The 20,336-nt window shown below is 37.1% G+C and carries 22 protein-coding genes and 1 pseudogene; 19 read left to right on the top strand and 4 right to left on the bottom strand.

All coding sequences use genetic code 11. The features are described from left to right. Nucleotides 1-30 precede the first annotated feature (30 nt). Nucleotides 31-171: a sporulation histidine kinase inhibitor Sda gene (locus MLOOGBEN_RS05255; protein WP_045517793.1), complete on the bottom strand. Its 141-nt coding sequence runs from the start codon at nucleotides 169-171 to the stop codon at nucleotides 31-33. A gap of 399 nt (nucleotides 172-570) precedes the next feature. Here MLOOGBEN_RS05255 and MLOOGBEN_RS05250 point away from each other — a divergent pair, with 399 nt between their 5' ends. Genes MLOOGBEN_RS05250 through MLOOGBEN_RS05215 form a run of 8 tightly spaced genes read left to right on the top strand, consistent with a single transcriptional unit; the run spans nucleotide 571 to nucleotide 5,605 of the window. Beyond that, nucleotides 571-1,086: a YqeG family HAD IIIA-type phosphatase gene (locus tag MLOOGBEN_RS05250; RefSeq protein WP_179157200.1), complete on the top strand. Its 516-nt coding sequence runs from the start codon at nucleotides 571-573 to the stop codon at nucleotides 1,084-1,086. Nucleotides 1,087-1,116: 30 nt separating this feature from the next. Then, nucleotides 1,117-2,199 carry a ribosome biogenesis GTPase YqeH gene (yqeH, locus tag MLOOGBEN_RS05245; protein ID WP_218781062.1) on the top strand — a complete coding sequence of 361 codons (1,083 nt, stop codon included), beginning with the start codon at nucleotides 1,117-1,119 and terminating at the stop codon, nucleotides 2,197-2,199. 28 nt (nucleotides 2,200-2,227) lie between these two features. Then, nucleotides 2,228-3,067, top strand: a complete 840-nt coding sequence (aroE, locus tag MLOOGBEN_RS05240; protein ID WP_179157198.1) for a shikimate dehydrogenase — start codon at nucleotides 2,228-2,230, stop codon at nucleotides 3,065-3,067. Beyond that, nucleotides 3,061-3,351, top strand: a complete 291-nt coding sequence (gene yhbY / locus MLOOGBEN_RS05235) for a ribosome assembly RNA-binding protein YhbY (RefSeq protein WP_179157197.1) — start codon at nucleotides 3,061-3,063, stop codon at nucleotides 3,349-3,351. The genes aroE and yhbY overlap by 7 nt, the downstream gene beginning before the upstream one ends. A gap of 17 nt (nucleotides 3,352-3,368) precedes the next feature. Beyond that, complete coding sequence (locus MLOOGBEN_RS05230) at nucleotides 3,369-3,938, top strand: nicotinate-nucleotide adenylyltransferase (protein ID WP_179157196.1); 570 nt, start codon at nucleotides 3,369-3,371, stop codon at nucleotides 3,936-3,938. Continuing rightward, on the top strand, nucleotides 3,928-4,497 hold the full coding sequence (gene yqeK, locus MLOOGBEN_RS05225; RefSeq protein WP_179157195.1) for a bis(5'-nucleosyl)-tetraphosphatase (symmetrical) YqeK: 570 nt from the start codon (nucleotides 3,928-3,930) through the stop codon (nucleotides 4,495-4,497). The genes MLOOGBEN_RS05230 and yqeK overlap by 11 nt, the downstream gene beginning before the upstream one ends. After that, nucleotides 4,497-4,853 (top strand): ribosome silencing factor, encoded by a 357-nt coding sequence (gene rsfS / locus MLOOGBEN_RS05220; protein ID WP_179157194.1) that lies wholly within the window; start codon nucleotides 4,497-4,499, stop codon nucleotides 4,851-4,853. Before yqeK ends, rsfS begins: the two co-directional genes overlap by 1 nt. Next, nucleotides 4,850-5,605 carry a class I SAM-dependent DNA methyltransferase gene (locus tag MLOOGBEN_RS05215; RefSeq protein WP_179157193.1) on the top strand — a complete coding sequence of 252 codons (756 nt, stop codon included), beginning with the start codon at nucleotides 4,850-4,852 and terminating at the stop codon, nucleotides 5,603-5,605. The genes rsfS and MLOOGBEN_RS05215 overlap by 4 nt, the downstream gene beginning before the upstream one ends. Nucleotides 5,606-5,666: 61 nt before the next feature. On the opposite strand, the gene comER is transcribed toward MLOOGBEN_RS05215, so the two are convergent. After that, the gene (comER, locus tag MLOOGBEN_RS05210) at nucleotides 5,667-6,491 is read right to left on the bottom strand and encodes a late competence protein ComER (protein WP_179157192.1); all 825 of its coding nucleotides are present in this window, start codon (nucleotides 6,489-6,491) and stop codon (nucleotides 5,667-5,669) included. Between the two features lie 87 nt (nucleotides 6,492-6,578). Between comER and MLOOGBEN_RS05205 the strand changes: the two genes are divergently transcribed. From MLOOGBEN_RS05205 to MLOOGBEN_RS05195, 3 genes and pseudogenes are all read left to right on the top strand, one after another. Next, nucleotides 6,579-7,214, top strand: coding sequence for a helix-hairpin-helix domain-containing protein (locus tag MLOOGBEN_RS05205; protein ID WP_179157191.1), 636 nt, complete (start codon nucleotides 6,579-6,581; stop codon nucleotides 7,212-7,214). 79 nt (nucleotides 7,215-7,293) lie between these two features. After that, nucleotides 7,294-7,740: pseudogene (locus tag MLOOGBEN_RS05200) on the top strand (ComE operon protein 2); the annotation flags it as partial. A 77-nt stretch (nucleotides 7,741-7,817) separates the two neighbouring features. Further along, nucleotides 7,818-10,148 carry a DNA internalization-related competence protein ComEC/Rec2 gene (locus MLOOGBEN_RS05195; protein WP_179157189.1) on the top strand — a complete coding sequence of 777 codons (2,331 nt, stop codon included), beginning with the start codon at nucleotides 7,818-7,820 and terminating at the stop codon, nucleotides 10,146-10,148. 71 nt (nucleotides 10,149-10,219) lie between these two features. Here MLOOGBEN_RS05195 and MLOOGBEN_RS05190 read toward each other — a convergent pair whose 3' ends face one another. Further along, nucleotides 10,220-10,354, bottom strand: a complete 135-nt coding sequence (locus MLOOGBEN_RS05190; protein ID WP_179157188.1) for a YqzM family protein — start codon at nucleotides 10,352-10,354, stop codon at nucleotides 10,220-10,222. Nucleotides 10,355-10,663: 309 nt separating this feature from the next. On the opposite strand from MLOOGBEN_RS05190, the gene holA reads away from it, so the two are divergent. Then, a complete protein-coding gene (holA, locus tag MLOOGBEN_RS05185) occupies nucleotides 10,664-11,680 on the top strand; it encodes a DNA polymerase III subunit delta (protein WP_179157187.1) in 1,017 nt (338 codons plus the stop codon). Nucleotides 11,681-11,853: 173 nt separating this feature from the next. Here holA and rpsT read toward each other — a convergent pair whose 3' ends face one another. Further along, the gene (gene rpsT / locus MLOOGBEN_RS05180) at nucleotides 11,854-12,114 is read right to left on the bottom strand and encodes a 30S ribosomal protein S20 (protein WP_179157186.1); all 261 of its coding nucleotides are present in this window, start codon (nucleotides 12,112-12,114) and stop codon (nucleotides 11,854-11,856) included. 213 nt (nucleotides 12,115-12,327) lie between these two features. Between rpsT and gpr the strand changes: the two genes are divergently transcribed. The 7 genes from gpr (at nucleotide 12,328) to grpE (ending at nucleotide 20,329) form a co-directional block, all read left to right on the top strand. Then, a complete protein-coding gene (gene gpr / locus MLOOGBEN_RS05175; RefSeq protein ID WP_218781040.1) occupies nucleotides 12,328-13,464 on the top strand; it encodes a GPR endopeptidase in 1,137 nt (378 codons plus the stop codon). A 94-nt stretch (nucleotides 13,465-13,558) separates the two neighbouring features. Then, complete coding sequence (gene spoIIP / locus MLOOGBEN_RS05170) at nucleotides 13,559-14,749, top strand: stage II sporulation protein P (protein WP_179157185.1); 1,191 nt, start codon at nucleotides 13,559-13,561, stop codon at nucleotides 14,747-14,749. Between the two features lie 19 nt (nucleotides 14,750-14,768). Next, entirely contained in the window at nucleotides 14,769-15,095 is a 327-nt protein-coding gene (locus MLOOGBEN_RS05165; protein WP_179157184.1) for a YqxA family protein, read from the top strand. A gap of 278 nt (nucleotides 15,096-15,373) precedes the next feature. After that, nucleotides 15,374-17,209, top strand: coding sequence for a translation elongation factor 4 (gene lepA, locus MLOOGBEN_RS05160; protein WP_179157183.1), 1,836 nt, complete (start codon nucleotides 15,374-15,376; stop codon nucleotides 17,207-17,209). 76 nt (nucleotides 17,210-17,285) lie between these two features. After that, nucleotides 17,286-18,428, top strand: a complete 1,143-nt coding sequence (hemW, locus tag MLOOGBEN_RS05155; protein ID WP_179157182.1) for a radical SAM family heme chaperone HemW — start codon at nucleotides 17,286-17,288, stop codon at nucleotides 18,426-18,428. Nucleotides 18,429-18,552: 124 nt separating this feature from the next. Then, nucleotides 18,553-19,584 carry a heat-inducible transcriptional repressor HrcA gene (gene hrcA / locus MLOOGBEN_RS05150; protein ID WP_179157181.1) on the top strand — a complete coding sequence of 344 codons (1,032 nt, stop codon included), beginning with the start codon at nucleotides 18,553-18,555 and terminating at the stop codon, nucleotides 19,582-19,584. A gap of 154 nt (nucleotides 19,585-19,738) precedes the next feature. Beyond that, nucleotides 19,739-20,329 (top strand): nucleotide exchange factor GrpE, encoded by a 591-nt coding sequence (grpE, locus tag MLOOGBEN_RS05145; protein ID WP_306430723.1) that lies wholly within the window; start codon nucleotides 19,739-19,741, stop codon nucleotides 20,327-20,329. The last annotated feature ends 7 nt before the right edge of the window (nucleotides 20,330-20,336 follow it).

The raw sequence follows: 20,336 nt of genomic DNA, 5'->3' as shown, positions 1-20,336 counted from the left end.
AAAAGACCCTCCAGGGTCATAAGTAAAATATTAAGATGAAATTTTCATTTTGTTGAATAAGGACCGACGATGAATTTCTGTTTCGATAAGATGAATAAACTCGGGACTTAGATTTAATTCTCTTGCTTTATAATAAGATTCAATTAATAACTCATCTGACAGTTTACGCAAGTGAGAAGCACCTCCATATAATAAATAAATGGTACTAAATGATAGTAAAGAAGCATAAAATGGTAGGTTCAATTGGTGTAACCTAAATCTACCAAATTAAGTTGAATTGGACAACCTTTCCAATTATTCACAATTAACAGTGGATAACTTGTGACTAATTTGTTTATAAAGTATAAAAATGTGACTGAAACAATGGGTATAATGTTAATAACTTTATCCACAGATGTGTAAAAACTGAGATTTTGTCGAAAAATATTTTTTATTTCGTTTTTACAGCAAAAATGTTAGGGTTTGACAAATAATAAATCCATACAGCTATAATAGTTATATTTTGATACTAAGGTTAAAATTGGTTATGATGGTACAGATAAACAGATGAATTAATGAGGTGTAAGCTGAGTGTTAAAGAAATTTTTGCCTGATGAGCATGTAAAAAGCATATTAGATATTCATCCCGAGGACTTGAAAAAAAGAGGGATTAAGGGAATCATTACTGATTTGGATAATACGCTTGTGGAATGGGATCGACCAAATGCCACGCCTGAACTAATAAAATGGTTCGAACAAATGAAAAAGCACAATATACTCGTTACAATTGTTTCTAATAATAATGAAATACGGGTAAAGGAATTCTCTGACCCATTACAAATACCGTTTATATTTCAAGCGCGCAAACCATTGGTGCGTGCATTTAATAAGGCACTATCCCAAATGGGAATCAAAAAGGAAGAAGCGGTTGTCATTGGGGACCAATTATTAACGGATGTTTTAGGTGGAAATCGAAGCGGGTTTCATACAATTCTTGTGGTACCTGTCGCCCAAACAGACGGGTTTGTTACTAAATTTAACCGCTTTGCTGAACGAAGAATTTTGAATTGGTTCAGGAAAAAAGGGATGATTCAATGGGAGGACTAAAGTGTGAGTGAACAAGAGCAATATTTATGTATGGGGTGCGGGGTCAAGGTTCAGACTGAAAACCCAGAGGAATTAGGTTATGCACCATCATCTGCACTCGAAAAGGAAAGTATCATTTGTCAGCGTTGTTTTCGACTAAAGCATTACAACGAAGTCCAGGATGTCAGTTTAACCGATGATGACTTCTTGAAAATATTGAATGGCATTGGCCAGACTGATGCCCTGATTGTTATGATTGTTGATATTTTTGATTTTAATGGAAGCTGGCTTCCAGGATTACACCGTTTCGTAGGAAACAATAAGGTTCTACTTGTGGGTAATAAGGTAGATTTATTGCCGAAATCAGTTAAACATAACAAATTGATTAATTGGATGAAACATGAGTCAAAAGAGCTTGGGTTAAGACCTGAAGAAGTATTTTTAGTCAGTGCAGAAAAAGGAAAGTACATTAGAGAAACAGCCGCTGCCATCGATGAGATGCGAAATGGAAAAGATGTCTATGTCGTAGGATGTACAAATGTAGGGAAATCTACATTTATAAATAGAATTATTAAAGAAGTTACTGGGGATGGGGATATTATTACCACATCACATTTTCCAGGAACTACTCTAGATATCATCAAAATTCCACTTGAGGATGGTAAAGCACTAATTGATTCACCAGGAATTATTAATCATCACCAAATGGCACACTTTGTAGATAAGAAGGACCTAAAAGTGATTACACCGAAAAAGGAAATTAAGCCAAAGGTGTTTCAATTAAATGAGGGTCAAACCTTATTTTTTGGTGGATTAGCAAGATTTGACTATATAAGCGGGGGCAGGAGTTCCTTTGTTTGCCATGTCTCAAATGAAATAAATATCCATCGGACAAAAACAGATAATGCAGATGAGTTGTATGAAAATCATCTTGGGGAAATGCTGGCTCCACCTCGAAAAGATGAATTAGGAACATTTCCTGAGTTAGTAAAACAAGAATTTACGATTAAGGATGCCAAAACAGATGTAGTCTTTTCTGGACTTGGCTGGATAACCATAAACGAACCGGGAGTAAAGGTAGCGGCATACGTGCCTAAGGGTGTACAAACCTTAACCCGTAAATCTTTAATCTAAAAAGACAGGGAAATGGGGGAGAAACAGGGTGAAGAAACTTTTTGCGGTGTTGGGAGATCCAATTGGCCACTCAATGTCACCAGTCATGCTCAATGATATCTTATCCTTATATGAAATCGATGCTCATTATCATCCTTTTCATGTAAGAAGAGATGAATTAGAAACTGCTGTAAAGGGATTAAAGGCGATCGGTATTTCGGGTTTTAATATAACGATACCTCATAAAAGCACGATCATTCCTTTTTTAGATGAAATCGATGAATTAGCTTTAAGTATTGGTGCCGTCAATACGGTTGTAAATGAAAACGGAAAATTTGTCGGCTATAATACGGATGGATATGGGTTTATTAAAGGATTGGAGCCTTATATCTCATCCTTTTCTGACAAGAAAGTATTAGTCATTGGTGCTGGAGGGGCAGCAAGAGCAATTTATTTTACTATGGCGAAAATGAAGCCATTGGCAATAGATATTGCGAATCGAACTGTCCTTAAAGGCCAAGAGCTCATTGAGTCATGTCCATATATATCAAACTCTAAAGCCTTATCTTTAGAGGAGGCAGATCTTCATTTAAATGAATATGATGTGGTGATTCAGACTACGATGATAGGGATGTACCCGGAAATTTCGGAAATGCCAATTAGCCTGAAGCGTTTAAAGTCCCAATCGTTGGTTTGTGATATTATTTACAACCCGTTAGAGACCCAATTTTTAATGGAAGCAAGAAAAAATGGTGCAACTGTTCAAAATGGCGTTGAAATGTTTGTTTATCAAGGTGCGCTTGCTTTTGAGAAATGGACAGGAATATTCCCAGATGTAAAAAGAATGCGAGAAAATGTACTACAACAGCTTGGAGGCGTGAAATGTTAACAGGAAAACAAAAAAGATATCTACGATCAAAAGCCCATCATTTAGATCCCATTTTCCAAGTAGGAAAAGGCGGGGTAAATGAAAATATGGTTAAGCAAGTGTCGGAAGCGCTAGAGGCAAGAGAACTTTTTAAAATAAGTGTTTTGCAAAATTGTGAAGAAGATAAAAACGTTGTTGCAGAGCAGCTTGCTGAGGGAACAGGTGCAAACATTGTCCAAATAATTGGTAATACAATTGTTTTATATAAGGAATCAGTGGAAAAGAAACAAATAACACTTCCATAAGTAAAGGAGGTTTCATCATGCCGAAGGTTGGGATATTGGGAGGGACTTTTGACCCGCCTCATTACGGCCACTTGTTAATCGCTAATGAGGTACTCTCCAAACTTAATCTTGATGAAGTATGGTTTATGCCAAACCAAGAGCCTCCTCATAAGAAGAAATCGGAATCAATTGAAAATCATGACCGCTTGCAAATGCTGGAGCTTTCAATTAAAGGAAATGAAGCATTTAAAATTGAAAAAATTGAGTTAGAAAGATCGGGTCCTTCTTTTACTGTCGATACCATGAGGATATTAAATGAAATGTATCCAAATCATCAATTTTATTTTATCATCGGTGCAGATATGATTGAGTATCTGCCTAAATGGCATAAAATAGATGAACTGATTGAACTTGTCCAATTTGTTGGTGTTGAAAGACCTGAATACAGCTTGAAAACGGATTATCCAATCACCTACGTGGATGTTCCGGCAATCGATGTCTCTTCAAGTATGATTAGAGAGAGAGTACAACAAGGCATGACAGTTCGTTATTTGTTACCCGACCCGGTTATTGATTTTATTAGGGAGAATCATTTATATGGAACGTGAAGAGGCATTAAAGATTGTAAAAGGACAGTTAACTGACCATAGATATCAACACACCTTAGGAGTCATGGAAACTGCTATTGCTTTAGCGAAGCAATATGGTGCTGATGAAAAAAAAGCTGAATTGGCTGCAATCTTTCATGATTATGCAAAATTTCGGCCTAAAGATGAAATGAAACAAATTATTTTATCGCAAAAGTTCCCTCAAGACTTACTCCACTACCATGCTGAGTTGTGGCATGCTCCAGCAGGGGCTTACTTAGTTGAAAAAGAAGCCGGGATAAAGGATAAGGAAGTACTGGATGCGATCCGATACCATACATCAGGAAGGCCAGGAATGACTCTGCTGGAAAAAGTAATTTATTTAGCAGATTATATTGAACCAGGCCGCCATTTTCCTGGGGTGGATGAAGTCAGAGCTTTAGCAAAGAAAAATTTGGACACTGCATTAATACAAGCAGTTAAAAATACAATACTATTCTTAATGAAAAAGAATCAAAGTGTTTATCCGGATAGCTTTCAAACATATAATGATCTAGTAATGAATCGGAGGATTGATTAATGTCTAATCAAGAGTTATTAAAAATTGCAGTAAAGGCTGCAGATGATAAAAGAGCAGAAGATATTCTAGCACTCAATATGCAGGGAATTTCCTTAATTGCCGATTATTTTATTATTTGTCACGGAAACTCTGACAAACAAGTACAGGCGATTGCAAGAGGAATTAAAGAAAAGGCAGAAGAAAGCGGATATAATGTGCGAAGAATGGAAGGCTTTGATGAAGCGACATGGATCCTAATAGACCTTGGTGATGTGGTTGCACATGTATTCCATCGTGATGAAAGAAGTTACTACAAGTTAGAACGCTTATGGGGCGATGCGCCATTAGAGGATATTCGCAGTGAGTTGACAACATGAGCTATGAGCAGTTTGCCTATTTATATGACGAGCTCATGCAAGATGCTCCATATGATGAATGGGTAAGATTTGTAAAAGAAAAATTGAATAAATATCAAGTGGATGGTAAAAGTCTACTTGATTTGGCATGTGGTACAGGAGAGCTCTCCGTTCGTTTTGCTAAGGAGGGCTTTTCCGTTACTGGTGTCGATCTATCCGCCGATATGCTTAGTGTTGCACAGGCAAAAGCACAGGAAGAAGGATTGAATATTCCTTTTTTTGAGCAGGATATGGCCAATTTAGAAGGACATGAAGAGTTTAATATTATTGGGATATTTTGTGATTCCTTAAATTATTTGAAATCTGAAGAAGACGTGATACATACTTTTACCAGTGCCTATAGGCATCTTAAAGATAACGGCATATTCTTCTTTGATGTCCATTCTATTTATAAGATTTCTGAGCTTTTTATCAATCAAACCTTTACGTTAGCAGATGATCAATTATCCTATATTTGGAATAGCTTTGCCGGTGAATTACCAAATAGTGTAGAACATGAACTAAGTTTTTTTGTTTTAGATGAACAGTCTAGAAAATATGATCGTTTTGATGAAATTCATAACCAAAGGACATACCCTATTCAACAGTATTCCGAATGGTTAAAGGATGCAGGCTTTGAAATCCTTGAGATTTGTGCGGATTTTGAGGACACTGAACCACAGGAACAATCAGAAAGAATATTTTTCATCGCAAGAAAAAGGCCATCAATTTAAAATTGATGGCCTTTTTTAAATTTTTTAAAATAAATAAAGGAATTTGACTAAACTTGGCGAATTAATGCTTATAGAACTGCAAGTTGACTTTTTCAATGTCTTCATTAAACTTTGTATGTGTCGCTTGGAAAATATGTTCAAAGAGATCTCCAAGCTCTTCCTCCATCACCTTAATGCCCTCACCAGTAATACCACCCTTAACACAAACTTTTTCTTGTAACGAAGGTAATGTATAATGACCTTGTTTTAATAACTCTCCGAGGCCAACAATCATTTCACTAGCCATCACTGTAGCCGTATCTTGATCAATTTCCGTTTCTTTCACAGCAGCAAGGATAAAACGCTGCAATAAATAACTGAAAAATGCTGGACCGCAGCTAACGATATCAGAAGCCACTCTTGTGATATTCTCCTCAATACTTACTGGTATCGAAATCTTCGCAAACATACTTTCCACTTTTGTTTTCCAATTTTCACTGCAATGTTCACCGTAAGTTATCAGCGAAACTCCCGCTAATGCACGGTTTGTAATGCTCGGAATAACCCTGATTACTGAACAAGCTGTTTTTGCTTCAAGTTGACTTGTTTCGATAGGACTTGTGATGGAAATAACACATTTTCTATTATTTAAATGTGGGTTAATTTCATTAATAATGGTATAAACATCTAAGGGTTTAACACAAATAAACACTAAATCGGATTGAGATGCCACTTCAGCTGCATTTTCCCCAACCCTTATTCCCTTATATTTATCTTTAAGCAGCTTCGCTTTAGTTTTTGATCTATTTGTAATTACCATTGAAGAAGGGGAAACTGCTCTTCCATCGATTAAGGCCTCAACCAAAATTGTCCCCATATTACCGGTACCAATGATACCAATTTTCATTATTCCGATCCTCCTTCGCATGCAGATTCTCTAATAACAATATGAAATATGATAGTGAAATATACCAATTGAAAGGATGGATTACTTATGAAGGACTGGATGTATGAGCATAAGATGTATGTGATTATTACTGCCATTATAGCTTTTGCTGCCATTTTTTATTTCTTAGAAGAAAGTAAATCTTCTGTTAGTAATGTAGAAAATATTGTCCAGCAAGAAATAAAGGATGAAAAGGATAATCCACCAGTACAAGAAGAAATTCAGGAACCGGAAATCATTATGGTTGATGTAAAGGGGCAGGTTGCCATGCCGGGTGTTTATTCATCAAATCAGGGTGAAAGGGTAATAGACGTGATCCAACGTGCTGGAGGGCTAACTGAAAACGCCGATGAAAGTCAGGTGAACTTTGCTGAGCATGTTCAGGATGCAATGGTTATTTATATCCCTGCAAAGGGCGAGGAAGGAGTAACTATATCTACAGGAACAAGTGTTAATCCTTCAATCACTGGCGGAGGTTCTGGTAATCAAGCAAAAATTAATCTAAATAAAGCAGATGAAACACAGTTGCAAAACCTTCCGGGAATTGGTCCCTCAAAAGCGGCTGCGATTACGGAATACAGGGAAACAAGCGGACCGTTTAAGAGTGTCGAGGATTTGAAAAATATTAGCGGGATTGGTGATAAAACATTTGAAAAACTAAAGGATCTAATTACAGTTCAATAAGAAAACTAATTGACCATTTAAAGTCTTAGATATTACACTTAAGAGAGAAATATATCGAAATTTGGAGGAGTTGGAGAAAGTGGAACGCATTTCGTGGGATCAATATTTTATGGCTCAAAGTCATTTGCTGGCGTTAAGAAGTACCTGCACACGGCTGACAGTGGGTGCGACAATCGTCAGAGATAAGAGAATTATTGCCGGTGGTTACAACGGTTCTATCGCTGGTGGAGACCACTGTATTGATAAAGGCTGTTATGTCATAGATAATCATTGCGTAAGGACGATACATGCTGAAATGAATGCCCTCCTGCAGTGTGCCAAATTTGGTGTCCCTACAGCTGAAGCTGAAATTTATGTTACTCATTTTCCATGCCTGCAGTGCTGTAAAGCGATAATTCAAGCAGGGATTAAGATAGTCTATTATGCAGAGGATTATAAGAATCACCCTCATGCAGTGGAGTTATTCCAACAAGCAAATGTGAAAACCGAAAAGGTAGAATTAAAAGAATCAGTGATTGATTTTCGTAAGATAAGTCAATAATCCCCAAAAATAACGCCGGTTTATCCGGCGTTAAAATACTCCCCAACAAATTGGAGAAAACAATGAATAGTAAATGCTTCTATTTTGCAATTGCAGCCGTATTAGGAGTCTTAACCTCACTTTTCTTTCTGCCTATCTTACTTTGTTCCATTATTTATGTTTATCTGCTTCATACGTATAAGAAATATTCAAAACAACAATTGTTCATCGTCATCTGCCTCTTTATTACTTTTTTCCTCACCGGTCAACATACGATTACACATAATAAGACTAAGCTGCACGATTCTCTGACAACCTTTTATCTACAATATACTGAAAATACCAAAGTTGATGGCGATTTACTCCAGGTTATTGCATTTGATATAAAGAATAAAGAAAGGCTTTTAATACGTTATAAAATAAAAACAGAGGCAGAGAAAGAGGCTCTAAAAGATACGAATTTTTACGGACGTTTATGTTATGTAACAGGAGTATTAACAGAAGCTTCAATTGCCAAAAATCCAAATGCCTTTAACTACCAGAAATATTTAGCTGCAAAACAGATTTATAAGATAGTTGAATTAGAAAATAACCCTCTAAATAAATGTGCTGAAGTTAAATCAACACCATTAACCATAATTAAGGAGGTCCGTTTTACTGGTATTAAATATCTCGAAAAACATTTCCCCGCAGAAATTGCAGCCCTATCAGCCGCGTTAATATTTGGAGATAGAAGTATGTTTGATTCTGAGGTGCTGATAAATTATCAAAAAACGGGCATTGTTCATTTACTAGCAATATCTGGACTTCATGTTTCCCTATTAATCGGGATGGTTTTTTATTTAGGAATAAGAATCGGATTGACTAAGCAGTTTATGATGAATTTTCTTCTCGTCCTCCTGCCGATATATGCGATTTTGACAGGTGCTTCACCTTCTGTTATTCGTGCGGTTTTAATGCTTTTTATTGTTTTATTTGTTTTACGTTGGAAGAAACCAATAAAATTGTCACCAATTGATGCCATAAGCCTTACCCTAATGATTTATGTATTTTTTTCTCCCTTGATTATTTTAGATGCAGGCTTTCAGTTATCGTTTTCAGTTAGCTATGCGATTATTTTATCTGTTCCTGGTATTTTACCTCGGTATCAAGAAACGATTTCATCGATGGTTGTTATCTCCGTTATTGCTCAGCTCGCAGCTTTACCGATTTTACTGTATCATTTTTTCGAAATTTCATTTATAAGCATTGCAGCTAACCTTCTCTATATTCCTCTCTTCTCGTTTGTATTTCTCCCTGGGTTATATATCTTGTATCTCATTCAGCTCATATTTGACGATACTCCGTCATTTCTTATTAACTTATTTATGAAAATTATTACCTTAGCCAATGGACTTATTGAAAAACTTGCAGACCTATCTTTTGCCCAGCTTGTGACAGGAAGACCCAATTTACTTCTCTTCATCATTTACATGGTGATCATCGTCTTCATTTTTTTAATATGGGAATCGGGTTTTCATCAAAAGAGGAAACTACAGGTCATTTTTTTAGCGTTTGCCTTGATTACATTCCAGAATATCTGGAATTGGGTAAATCCATTTGGGGAAGTCACAATGATTGATGTTGGGCAGGGAGATAGTATTTTAATCCATTACCCATTCGGTAAGGGTACCTATTTAATTGATACGGGAGGAACCATCCTATTTGAAGAAGAAGAATGGAAAAAGTCTGCAAAACCATTTGAAGTAGGGAGAGATGTTGTGGTCCCTTTTTTGAAAGGAAAGGGGATAACAAAATTAGATAAACTTATTCTTACTCATGGTGATGCTGATCATATTGGCGGCGCCCTTGCTGTTTTAAAAGAAATAGAAGTTACACAAATTTTAATGCCATCAGTTGCTGAACCATCAAAATCAGAGTTATCCATTATTCATGAAGCAAAAAAAAGAGGTATTCAGATTGTTATGGTCGCCGATGGGAGCCAATGGAAAAATGAAATGGGTTTATTCTATGTTCTAAGTCCTGAAGAAAATTATCAAGGTGAGCGGAATAGTGGATCGATTGCAATTATGGCGAATATTGGAGGGCTTAATTGGTTTTTTGGCGGCGATCTTGATCAAGCGGGAGAGGAAAGGATAATAAAGAATTATCCTAATTTGCAGATAGATGTACTAAAGGCAGGACACCATGGAAGTAAAACATCAACAAGTGAGCAATTTATAAATAAAATAAAACCTGCTATCTCATGGATTTCAGTTGGTGAATATAATCGTTATGGACATCCTCATACCGAGGTGTTAGAACATCTCGAGAATACAACTGTATACAGGACCGATGTCCATGGTGCGATTACCTATAGGTTTTATCAGGAGAGTGGAACCTTTTCTTCCGTTTTACATAAGATAAAGCAATAACTTAACTAAAAACGAAAAAGAGACTGTATGATTACAGCCTCCTAGAACTGATTATGTAGCAGTGCATAAGATTAGGACCCGACAACTTTAATAACTGTTGCAATAATAAACATTACAGCAAAAACACCAAAAGAAACAACAAAACCTATTCCAGAATCAATTGCGTCGTTGCCTTTACTTTGTACATTCTTTTCAAATTCATTCACAATATACCCCTCCTATTTCACATAATAGTATAAGCTTTTTTACTTGAAAAATCCAGCATGCTTTGAATATCTACTTCCTTTATTGACAAGAGTTGACACAAATACTTTATCCCAAAAAGGTGACACTAAATTTACACAAGGAACTCCGCCAGGCAATTAAAAGATCCTAGGGCTTTAATTGCAGGCGTTTATCATAGATCGGGAATTGGCGCTTTCCAAGAAAGCTGTCAATTCCCTTTTAACACTTGTCAAAATGTCCAAGCTTCATTACGATAGATAATGAAAGTGAATCGAAGGGGAGCTTGGAAAATGGTATTAGATATTTGGAAACAAATTAAACAACGGGAAATTGCTCCCATTTATTTATTATATGGTACGGAGGCCTTTTTAATCAATGAAACAAAGCAATTGCTGCTTAATCAGGTTTTAGATGAAGAGGATAAGGATTTTAATTTTACTGCGTATGATTTAGATGAAGCACCAATTGAAACGGCTCTAGAAGACGCAGAAACCTTTCCTTTTTTAGGTGAGAAAAAGGTAATTTTTTTACATAATCCTAAGTTTTTAACGGCTGAGAAGACAAAAGATAAAATGGAACATAATCTAGCACGGCTAGAGTTGTATTTAAAAGAACCTGCACCCTATACCGTCTTAGTGATATCAGCACCATATGAAAAGCTCGATGAACGGAAAAAAATCACCAAAGAGCTAAAAAGGACGGCAGTTACAGTTGAAGCAAAGAAGTTGAATGAGTACGAATTGAAAAATTGGGTGAAAGAAAGAGCAAAATTAAATGGAATTGTTTTCGACCCAGATGCACTTGAACTCCTGATTACACTTGTGGGTACAAATATGTTTATGATAACAAGTGAAGTTGATAAATTAGCTTTGTATGCTGCCGAAGAAAAACAAATTAATGCTTCTATGGTTGAGAAATTAGTGTCAAGATCGCTTGAACAAAATATTTTTACTTTAATTGAGAAGGTAGTGCAAAGAAAACCCGAAGACGCACTTAGAATTTATTACGATTTATTAAAGCAAAATGAGGAACCGATTAAGATATTAGCCTTGCTCGCGGGACAATTCAGGCTTATTTATCAGGTGAAGGAGCTTTCAAGGAGAGGTTATGGACAACAGCAAATGGCGGGTTATTTAAAGACTCATCCATTCCGGGTAAAGTTAGCCGCGGGGCAAGCTAATCAATTTACGGATGAAGAATTAACTAACCTAATGAGCATGCTGGCGAATGCTGACCTTCAGATGAAAACGGGCGGCATGAATAAATCATTACTAATTGAGATGTTATTGTTCAAAATAAAACGGTAGACATAAAAAAACGATTCCAATCAGGAATCGTTTTTTTATGCTCTCTTATTATTGTCTAGCTCCAGCGCCTAGGGGCTCGGGTCATAAGCCAATCCGTCAAAAAGGCTAAAGAACAGCCTTCTCGCCGGCTTGTCTTATGCCTGTCGCCCCTGAGCAAGGCGCTTCCGCTTTTATTATAGAGAGTTAGCTTTTTTAGCAAGACGTGATTTTTTACGGGCAGCAGCATTTTTATGGATAAGTCCTTTAGCAGCAGCCTTGTCTAGTTTGCTAGCAGCAGCAGTGAATGCTTCTTTAGCTACAGGAGCATCGTTAAGTGTAACAGCAGCTTCTACTTTCTTAACAGCAGTACGCATTGCAGATTTAACAGTTGTATTTTGAGCATTACGAGCTTCGCTTGTTTTTACACGCTTAATAGCAGATTTAATGTTAGGCATTACTTTCACCTCCTACAAAGAATCGAGATTATATGAACTCGACTTTACCTTCATTCACAATTAATCAGAACAAGAGATATTTTATCAAACCAAACCTTATTTTGCAATACTAGAATTATCTACATCTAAGAATAACCTGAATGTTTTAGCGGAAAAGGGGTAAAAATAGGGAATAGTTTCTAGTTTAGAACTTAAGGATAGGAGCGAGACATATTGCAGGAGAATAAAAACACCAATATCGATCTAAGCCAGTATTCAATTCGAACGGATTTAGCTATTGAAGCGAGAGAAATGGTTATTGCTGACAGGGAAGGCTCAGTTCAACAGGGAGAGAACCTCTCGCAAATTGAAGGAGTCATTATTAAAGAAAAAGATATAGATGATATAAAAATCTCTTTAGTAGAGATCACAGATGCAGGTGCAACACAGCTGGGTAAAAAAGCAGGACGCTATTTAACCCTTGAAGTACAAGGGATTAGACAGCAGGATACCCCTTTACAACAAAAAGTAGAAGAAATATTTGCTAAAGAATTTGCTCACTTTCTAGAAGGTACAGGGATTAAGAAAGATGCCTCTTGTCTTGTAGTAGGTTTAGGAAATTGGAATGTTACCCCAGATGCACTTGGTCCAATGGTCTGTGAGAACCTATTAATCACCAGACACTTGTTTCAATTACAGCCAGAAAATGTTGAGGAAGGTTACCGTCCAGTTAGTTCTTTAGTTCCTGGAGTAATGGGATTAACAGGGATTGAGACGAGCGATATTATTTTTGGAGTAGTCGAAAAAACAAAACCAGATTTTGTTATAGCTATTGATGCATTAGCAGCAAGATCGATTGATAGGGTCAATTCTACCATACAAGTTTCGGATACAGGCATTCACCCAGGATCAGGAGTAGGAAATAAAAGAAAAGAATTAAGTAAAGATACATTAGGAGTTCCGGTTATCGCTATTGGTGTTCCGACTGTTGTTGATGCCGTTTCGATTACAAGTGACACGATTGATTATATCCTGAAGCATTTTGGTAAGGAGCTTAAGGAAGGAAATCGTCCTTCACGAGCCCTCGCACCAGCGGGAATGACATTTGGGGAACGAAAAAAACTTACCGATGATGATCTTCCAGAAGAAAAGCACCGTCAGACCTTCCTGGGGATGATTGGAACCTTAGAAGAAGAAGAAAAACGTAAATTAATATACGAGGTCCTTTCCCCTTTAGGACATAATCTAATGGTTACCCCTAAGGAAGTAGATGTATTTATTGAAGATATGGCCAACCTGATTGCGAGCGGATTGAATGCATCGCTTCACAGTAATGTAGATCAGGGAAATACTGGTTACTATACGCGATAAAGTTTAAGTGACCACCTCTCAATTGCGATTAATGGTTCTAGCAATTCTAGTAATGTCATAAGTATTTACTAGAATCAAATTGAGAGGTGGAACCATGAAATCTACTAGGAATTCTGGATTGTTTTTGACGGTGCAAGGGACGAATCTAATAAAAGTAACCTCTTTTATCTTGCTGTTTATGCTTTTGGTGTTTTCCATCAGTGGGCTGTTAACATCATTAAAGCCCCAGTTTAGACCTATGTCTAATTCTGTTAATACAGCAACAAATCAAGTAAATGGGAAAATGCTCTATCAGCTTATGGCTTGGGAGAATCACCATTTTTTATCCATTGAAGATGATTTAACCGCAAGCCCCAAGCTGACTAACTTAATTTTTAAGCTTTCAAGTAATATTAATTTAAATGATCCAAGGAGCCTTCTAGGCAGAGAGCTTCCAGGCTTTGAACAGTTTGATGGGAAAATACTTGTTGCTGGGGAAGGATCAAATTATACGAACATGCCATTTGAATCCTCACCCCCATTAGAAATAATGAAAGCAGAACGAGAAGCATCACTGCAAAATATTGAAGGTATTGACAAAGGGAACGAGGATGAAATTCCTTCGAATCCTTCACTTACAACAGGTGATAAAAAGGTGGTACATCTTTACTTTACGCATAATCGCGAGTCATACCTTCCTTATTTACAAGGGGTAACAGATCCGAATCTTGCTTATCATTCACAATTAAATGTCACCAAGATAGGCGATCAGTTGAAGGAAAGCTTAGAGGCTAGAGGTATTGGAACCTCAATTGATAAATCTGATATTATGGGGTCCGTGAAAATGGCTAGTACTTATCAGAAATCTGGTGAATTAGTTCAGACGGCAATGGCCTCAAACTCTGAATTGGAATATTTTATTGATATCCATAGAGATGCACGACGTAAAGATAAAACGACGGTTATGATAAATGGTAAGGCATATGCACAGTTGGCTTTTGTTATTGGCGGGAAAAATCCAAATCATGAAAAAAATGAAAAGTTAGCTAGTGATCTGCATAAACTCCTTGAAGAGAAATATAAGGGATTGAGCTGGGGAATCCACATGAATCAGGGTGCTGGGCAAAACGGTGTCTATAATCAAAATTTGTCTGAGAATGTAATATTAGTGGAATTTGGCGGTGTTGACAATACTTTTGAGGAGTTAAACCGTTCAGCTGACGCACTTGCTGATGTTTTTAGTGAATATTTCTGGCAAGCAGAAAAAGTGAATCAAGATGTTGAGCAATCCACTGATAAAGAATAGAGGTAAAGGAGCATGTCATATGAAAATGTTCATGCTGAAGTTTTTCTGTATCATAGCCATTATGTTTATATCGGTACTAGCTGGGATGCAGCTGGCGAATGACGGCATTCATAAAATGAAGGGCTACGATGACCCGAATTTTCAAAATGCTGTTGGTATTAATGACAATGGCGAGCATGTACAAGCTACTTTTTTGGGAAATGAAATATCGAGTCATGATATTGATGAAAAGAAAAAGAAACTTGAGGAAATAAGTGCCTTTAATCTATTTTCTTCGATGGGAAAGAAGATTTCTGAAGGTGTCTCCTCTGCTTCGGAAAAACTGATTAGTCTAATAACCGAATAAATATTCCTAGCGGTTCCTTCTCTTGGATGCCGCTTTTTTTGTGTGATTTTTGTCTAGCTTCAGTGCCTAGGGGCTCGGGGTCATAAGCCAATCGCTTCGGAAGGCAAAGAGCGCCTTCTGTCAGCGCTCGTCTTATGCCTGTCGCCCCTGGGAAAAAATGAACTGCTTTTTTCTTTGGGCAAGGCACTTCCGCTTTTCAGTTTTGATTGAATCTTATTTCCCGTACTGCTATAATCAAAAATAGTGTAATTGTGCGAGTTATAGTAGGAGTGAAACACATGAACAGAGAAGAAAAATTAAAAAGACAATCTAAGATAAGAAATTTCTCTATTATTGCCCATATTGACCATGGGAAATCAACATTAGCTGACCGTATTTTAGAAAAAACCAATGCATTAACATCCCGTGAAATGAAAGATCAACTTTTAGATTCGATGGATTTAGAAAGAGAACGCGGGATTACGATTAAGTTAAATGCTGTACAATTAAAATACAAGGCAAAAGATGGTGAAGAATACATCTTCCATTTGATTGATACGCCAGGACACGTCGATTTTACGTATGAGGTTTCTCGTTCCCTTGCTGCCTGTGAAGGTGCTGTGTTAGTTGTTGACGCGGCTCAGGGAATTGAAGCGCAAACCTTGGCGAACGTTTACCTCGCACTAGATAATAACCTTGAAATAGTACCAGTTATTAATAAAATTGATCTGCCAAGTGCTGAACCTGAAAGGGTTCGTAATGAAATCGAAGAGGTTATTGGATTAGATGCCTCTGAAGCGGTACTAGCCTCTGCTAAAGCAGGTATTGGGATTGAAGATATCCTTGAACAGGTAGTTAAAACTGTTCCTGCTCCAACTGGTGACCCTGAATCCCCATTAAAAGCTTTGATTTTTGATTCCCTTTATGATGCCTATCGTGGTGTAGTTGCCTACATTCGCGTTGTTGATGGAAGTATAAAAGTGGGCGACAAAATTAAAATGATGGCAACAGGTGCAGAATTTGAAGTGAATGAAGTAGGAGTATTTACACCAAAATCGACCCAGTTAAACGAACTAACTGTTGGGGATGTTGGATTCCTTTCAGCAGCTATTAAAAATGTTGGAGATACTCGTGTCGGGGATACGATTACCAATGCAAAAAATGGTGCGACCGAACCGCTTCCAGGTTATCGTAAATTAAATCCAATGGTGTATTGCGGATTATATCCAATCGATACTGCGAAATTTAATGATTTACGTGAAGCACTTGAGAAGCTGCAGTTAAATGACTCAGCACTTCAATTCGAGCCTGAAACTTCCCAAGCACTGGGCTTTGGTTTTCGCTGCGGGTTCTTAGGTCTTCTTCATATGGAGATTATTCAAGAGCGGATTGAGCGTGAATTCAAAATTGATTTGATTACAACAGCTCCAAGTGTTATCTATAATGTACACATGACAGATGGCAATCAAATAAAAGTGGATAACCCTTCCAATCTTCCGGAACCACAGAAAATTGACCATGTTGAAGAGCCTTACGTTAAAGCAACGATGATGGCTCCAAATGAATATGTTGGAGCGATTATGGAGCTGTGTCAGCAAAAGCGCGGTATATTTATTGATATGCAATACCAAGGTGAAAACCGTGTAAGCATCATCTATGAAATTCCGTTAGCAGAAATTGTTTATGATTTCTTTGATCAACTTAAATCTAGCACCCGAGGCTATGCATCATTCGATTATGAATTAATTGGCTACAAACATTCTAGCTTGGTAAAGATGGATATATTGTTAAACTCTGAAAAGGTGGATGCCTTAAGCTTTATCGTTCATAAAGATTTTGCCTATGAACGCGGCAAAGTCATTGTTGAGAAGCTAAAGGAATTAATCCCAAGGCAGCAATTCGAAGTTCCTGTCCAAGCCGCTATTGGCCAAAAAATTGTTGCTCGTTCAACCATTAAATCCATGGGTAAAAACGTATTGGCTAAATGTTATGGGGGAGATATTTCCCGTAAACGAAAGCTGCTCGAGAAACAAAAAGAAGGTAAAAAACGGATGAAACAGGTTGGTTCTGTCGAGGTCCCACAAGAAGCCTTCATGGCTGTCCTAAAAATGGATGATAACAATTCAAAAAAATAAAAAAGAAACGGGAGGTTAGGAAAAGTCTAATATAGGCGAAATCCTGCCTCTTTTTGTTACTAGAAGAAGGTGTATTATGATTAAATCTGCTTATCTCCATATCCCCTTTTGTGAGCATATTTGCCATTATTGTGATTTTAATAAAGTTTTTCTAAAAGGGCAGCCGGTTGATGAATATTTACAGGCGCTTGAGCAAGAAATGGTCTTAACATTAAATAAATATCCAACTGACAAATTGCAAACCATTTTTGTGGGTGGAGGGACGCCTACTTCACTAAATGAAAAGCAGCTTGAACGGTTTTGCGATAGTATAAATAGGAACTTACCTATGAGCAGTAATCTAGAATTTACATTCGAGGCAAATCCGGGTGATTTAACAAAAGGCAAGTTGCAGATATTAAAAGATGCAGGTGTTAACCGGCTCAGTCTTGGTGTCCAAACCTTTAATGATGAATTATTAAAGAAAATTGGCCGTGTCCATCGTGCCAAGGATGTTTACCAAACAGTAGAGAATGCAAAGTCTCTCGGCTTCGAAAACATCAGCATTGATTTAATCTTCAGTCTGCCAACCCAAACAATAACTGATTTTAAAGAGTCATTATCAGAGGCTTTCACTCTTGATATTCAACATTACTCTGGGTATTCATTAATTATTGAACCGAAGACGGTCTTTTATAATCTTTTGCAAAAAGGTAAACTTCCTACTCCGGGTGAAGATATTGAAGCAGCAATGTATGAACTATTAATGGAGGAAATGGAAAAGCATGGATTTAACCAATATGAAATTAGTAATTTTTCAAAGCCTGGCTATGAAAGCAAACATAACCTAACATACTGGAATAACGATTACTATTATGGGTTCGGTGCAGGTGCTCATAGCTATGTGAATGGCTGGAGACGCTCGAATGCAGGACCATTGAAAAAATATATGGATCTAATTGCTGACGGAAGTCTTCCTATCTTTCAAGAACACCAGACTTCAAAAGCAGAACAAATAGAAGAAGAAATGTTTTTAGGTCTGCGAAAAACCGCTGGAGTATCTATCTCTCATTTCATCGGGAAGTTTGATGTGGATCCTATGCAATTATTTAAGAATGAGATAGCTGATTTAATTACTAAAAAATGGATAGAAGTGAAAGAAGATAATATATATTTAACAAAAACAGGGAGGCTATTAGGAAATGAGGTTTTTCAATCCTTTTTAGGGGTTACCAACTAACCCGCTATCTAGGTGCTTTTGTAATTTCTTAATGCCAAATGATTGACACCATCCCCCTATTTTTGATAATTTATTAATAGAATTAGCACTCGACTTCAATGAGTGCTAACAGAGGTGATGAAAGGTGTTAACAGATCGTCAATTATTGATTCTTCAGGTTATTGTTGATGATTTTATTCGGTCTGCACAACCTGTCGGCTCAAGGAGTTTGTCGAAAAAGGATGAAATATCATTTAGTTCGGCGACTATTCGGAATGAAATGGCTGATCTTGAAGAACTAGGCTATATTGAAAAAACACATACTTCTTCTGGTCGTGTTCCTTCTGAAAAAGGCTATCGGTATTATGTAGATCATTTGCTGTCGCCTCAAGCATTAAACAAGCAGGATATAACGATTATTCAATCAATTTTTGCTGAGAGAATTTTTGAATTTGAAAAAATTATTCAAAAGTCAGCTAGGATATTATCTGAGCTAACCAATTATACTTCTATCGTTTTAGGTCCTGCGGCCAGCTTTAATAAACTTAAACGGATACAAATCATTCCTCTAAACAAGGAAAGTGCAGTAGCAATCTTTGTAACGGATTCGGGCCATGTTGAAAACCGAACATTTTATTTGCCTCCAACCGTGGATGCAAGTGATTTAGAAACGACAGTCAATATTCTAAATGAGCGTTTGACTGGGGTTGCGCTTGAAGATTTAAATGATAAAATCTACAAAGAAGTGGCAATGTTACTAAGGCAGCATATCCGTAATTACGATTTAATGATGCACACCATTGCTGATTCGCTAAAAATGCCGGTTAATGAAAAACTCTTCTTTGGCGGAAAGACAAATATGTTAAGTCAGCCAGAGTTTCATGATATCAGTAAAATTCGTGAACTATTACAAATGATTGATCACGAAGAGTGGATTTACCCTCTAATCAAAAATGAATCAGCTGGTATTCACGTGAAAATTGGCAGGGAAAACAATAATAGCGCTATGGAAAATTGCAGCCTTATTACCGCAACCTATTCAGTTGGAGCAGAGAAATTGGGAACCATTGCGATTCTTGGGCCAACTAGAATGGAATATTCACGAGTCATAAGCTTGCTGCAGTTTTTAAGTAAGGATTTAACCTCAGTGTTAACAAACCTGTATCAAAAATATTAGGGGTGGAAATATTGAGTAAGGGTGAATTACTGCGTATTCCACCTAGGTGAATGACAGCGTATTTCACTAGGTGAAAACCTCTATTTTCGCCCTCCTTTTCATGAAATTAACTTTTACAATAAATGTTTTAAAATCCTTTAAGGAGGTGAGTAAGTTGACAGAAGAAAAGAACAACACGCTAAATGAGGAAGTTGAATCTGAAACGAATGAACAAGTGGAACTTACCAATGAGGAAGTTGAAACTGTTTTTGATGAAGCAGGGGATTCCAATGAAGATTCAACGGATGTAGACTATGCTGCTGAGATTCAAAACCTCACCAGTAAATTAGAAGAAGCAGATAATCGTTACCTGCGGCTTCAAGCGGATTTTGATAACTTCCGCCGTCGAACTCGATTAGATATTGAGGCGGGTGAAAAATATAAAGCACAAAAGTTAGTAACTGAACTGCTTCCAGCTTTGGACAATTTTGAAAGAGCCTTGCAAATAGAAGCAGACAATGAGCAATCTCGTTCCTTGCTTCAAGGAATGGAGATGGTCTATCGCAGTTTAGTAGATGCCTTAAAAAAAGAAGGCGTTGAAGCAATAGAAGCAGTTGGGAAAGAATTTGATCCAAATTTCCATCAAGCAGTAATGCAGGGAGAAGATGAGAATTTTGGCTCAAATATCGTAAGTGCTGAATTTCAAAAAGGATACATGTTAAAGGATCGGGTTATCCGCCCATCAATGGTTCAGGTAAATCAATAACCCTACA

It is taken from the genome of Bacillus sp. EB106-08-02-XG196, assembly GCF_013396335.1.
Classification (GTDB): domain Bacteria; phylum Bacillota; class Bacilli; order Bacillales; family Cytobacillaceae; genus Neobacillus.
The sequence above is the reverse complement of the archived record's forward strand: the minus strand, read 5'-3'. Positions and strand labels throughout refer to the sequence as shown.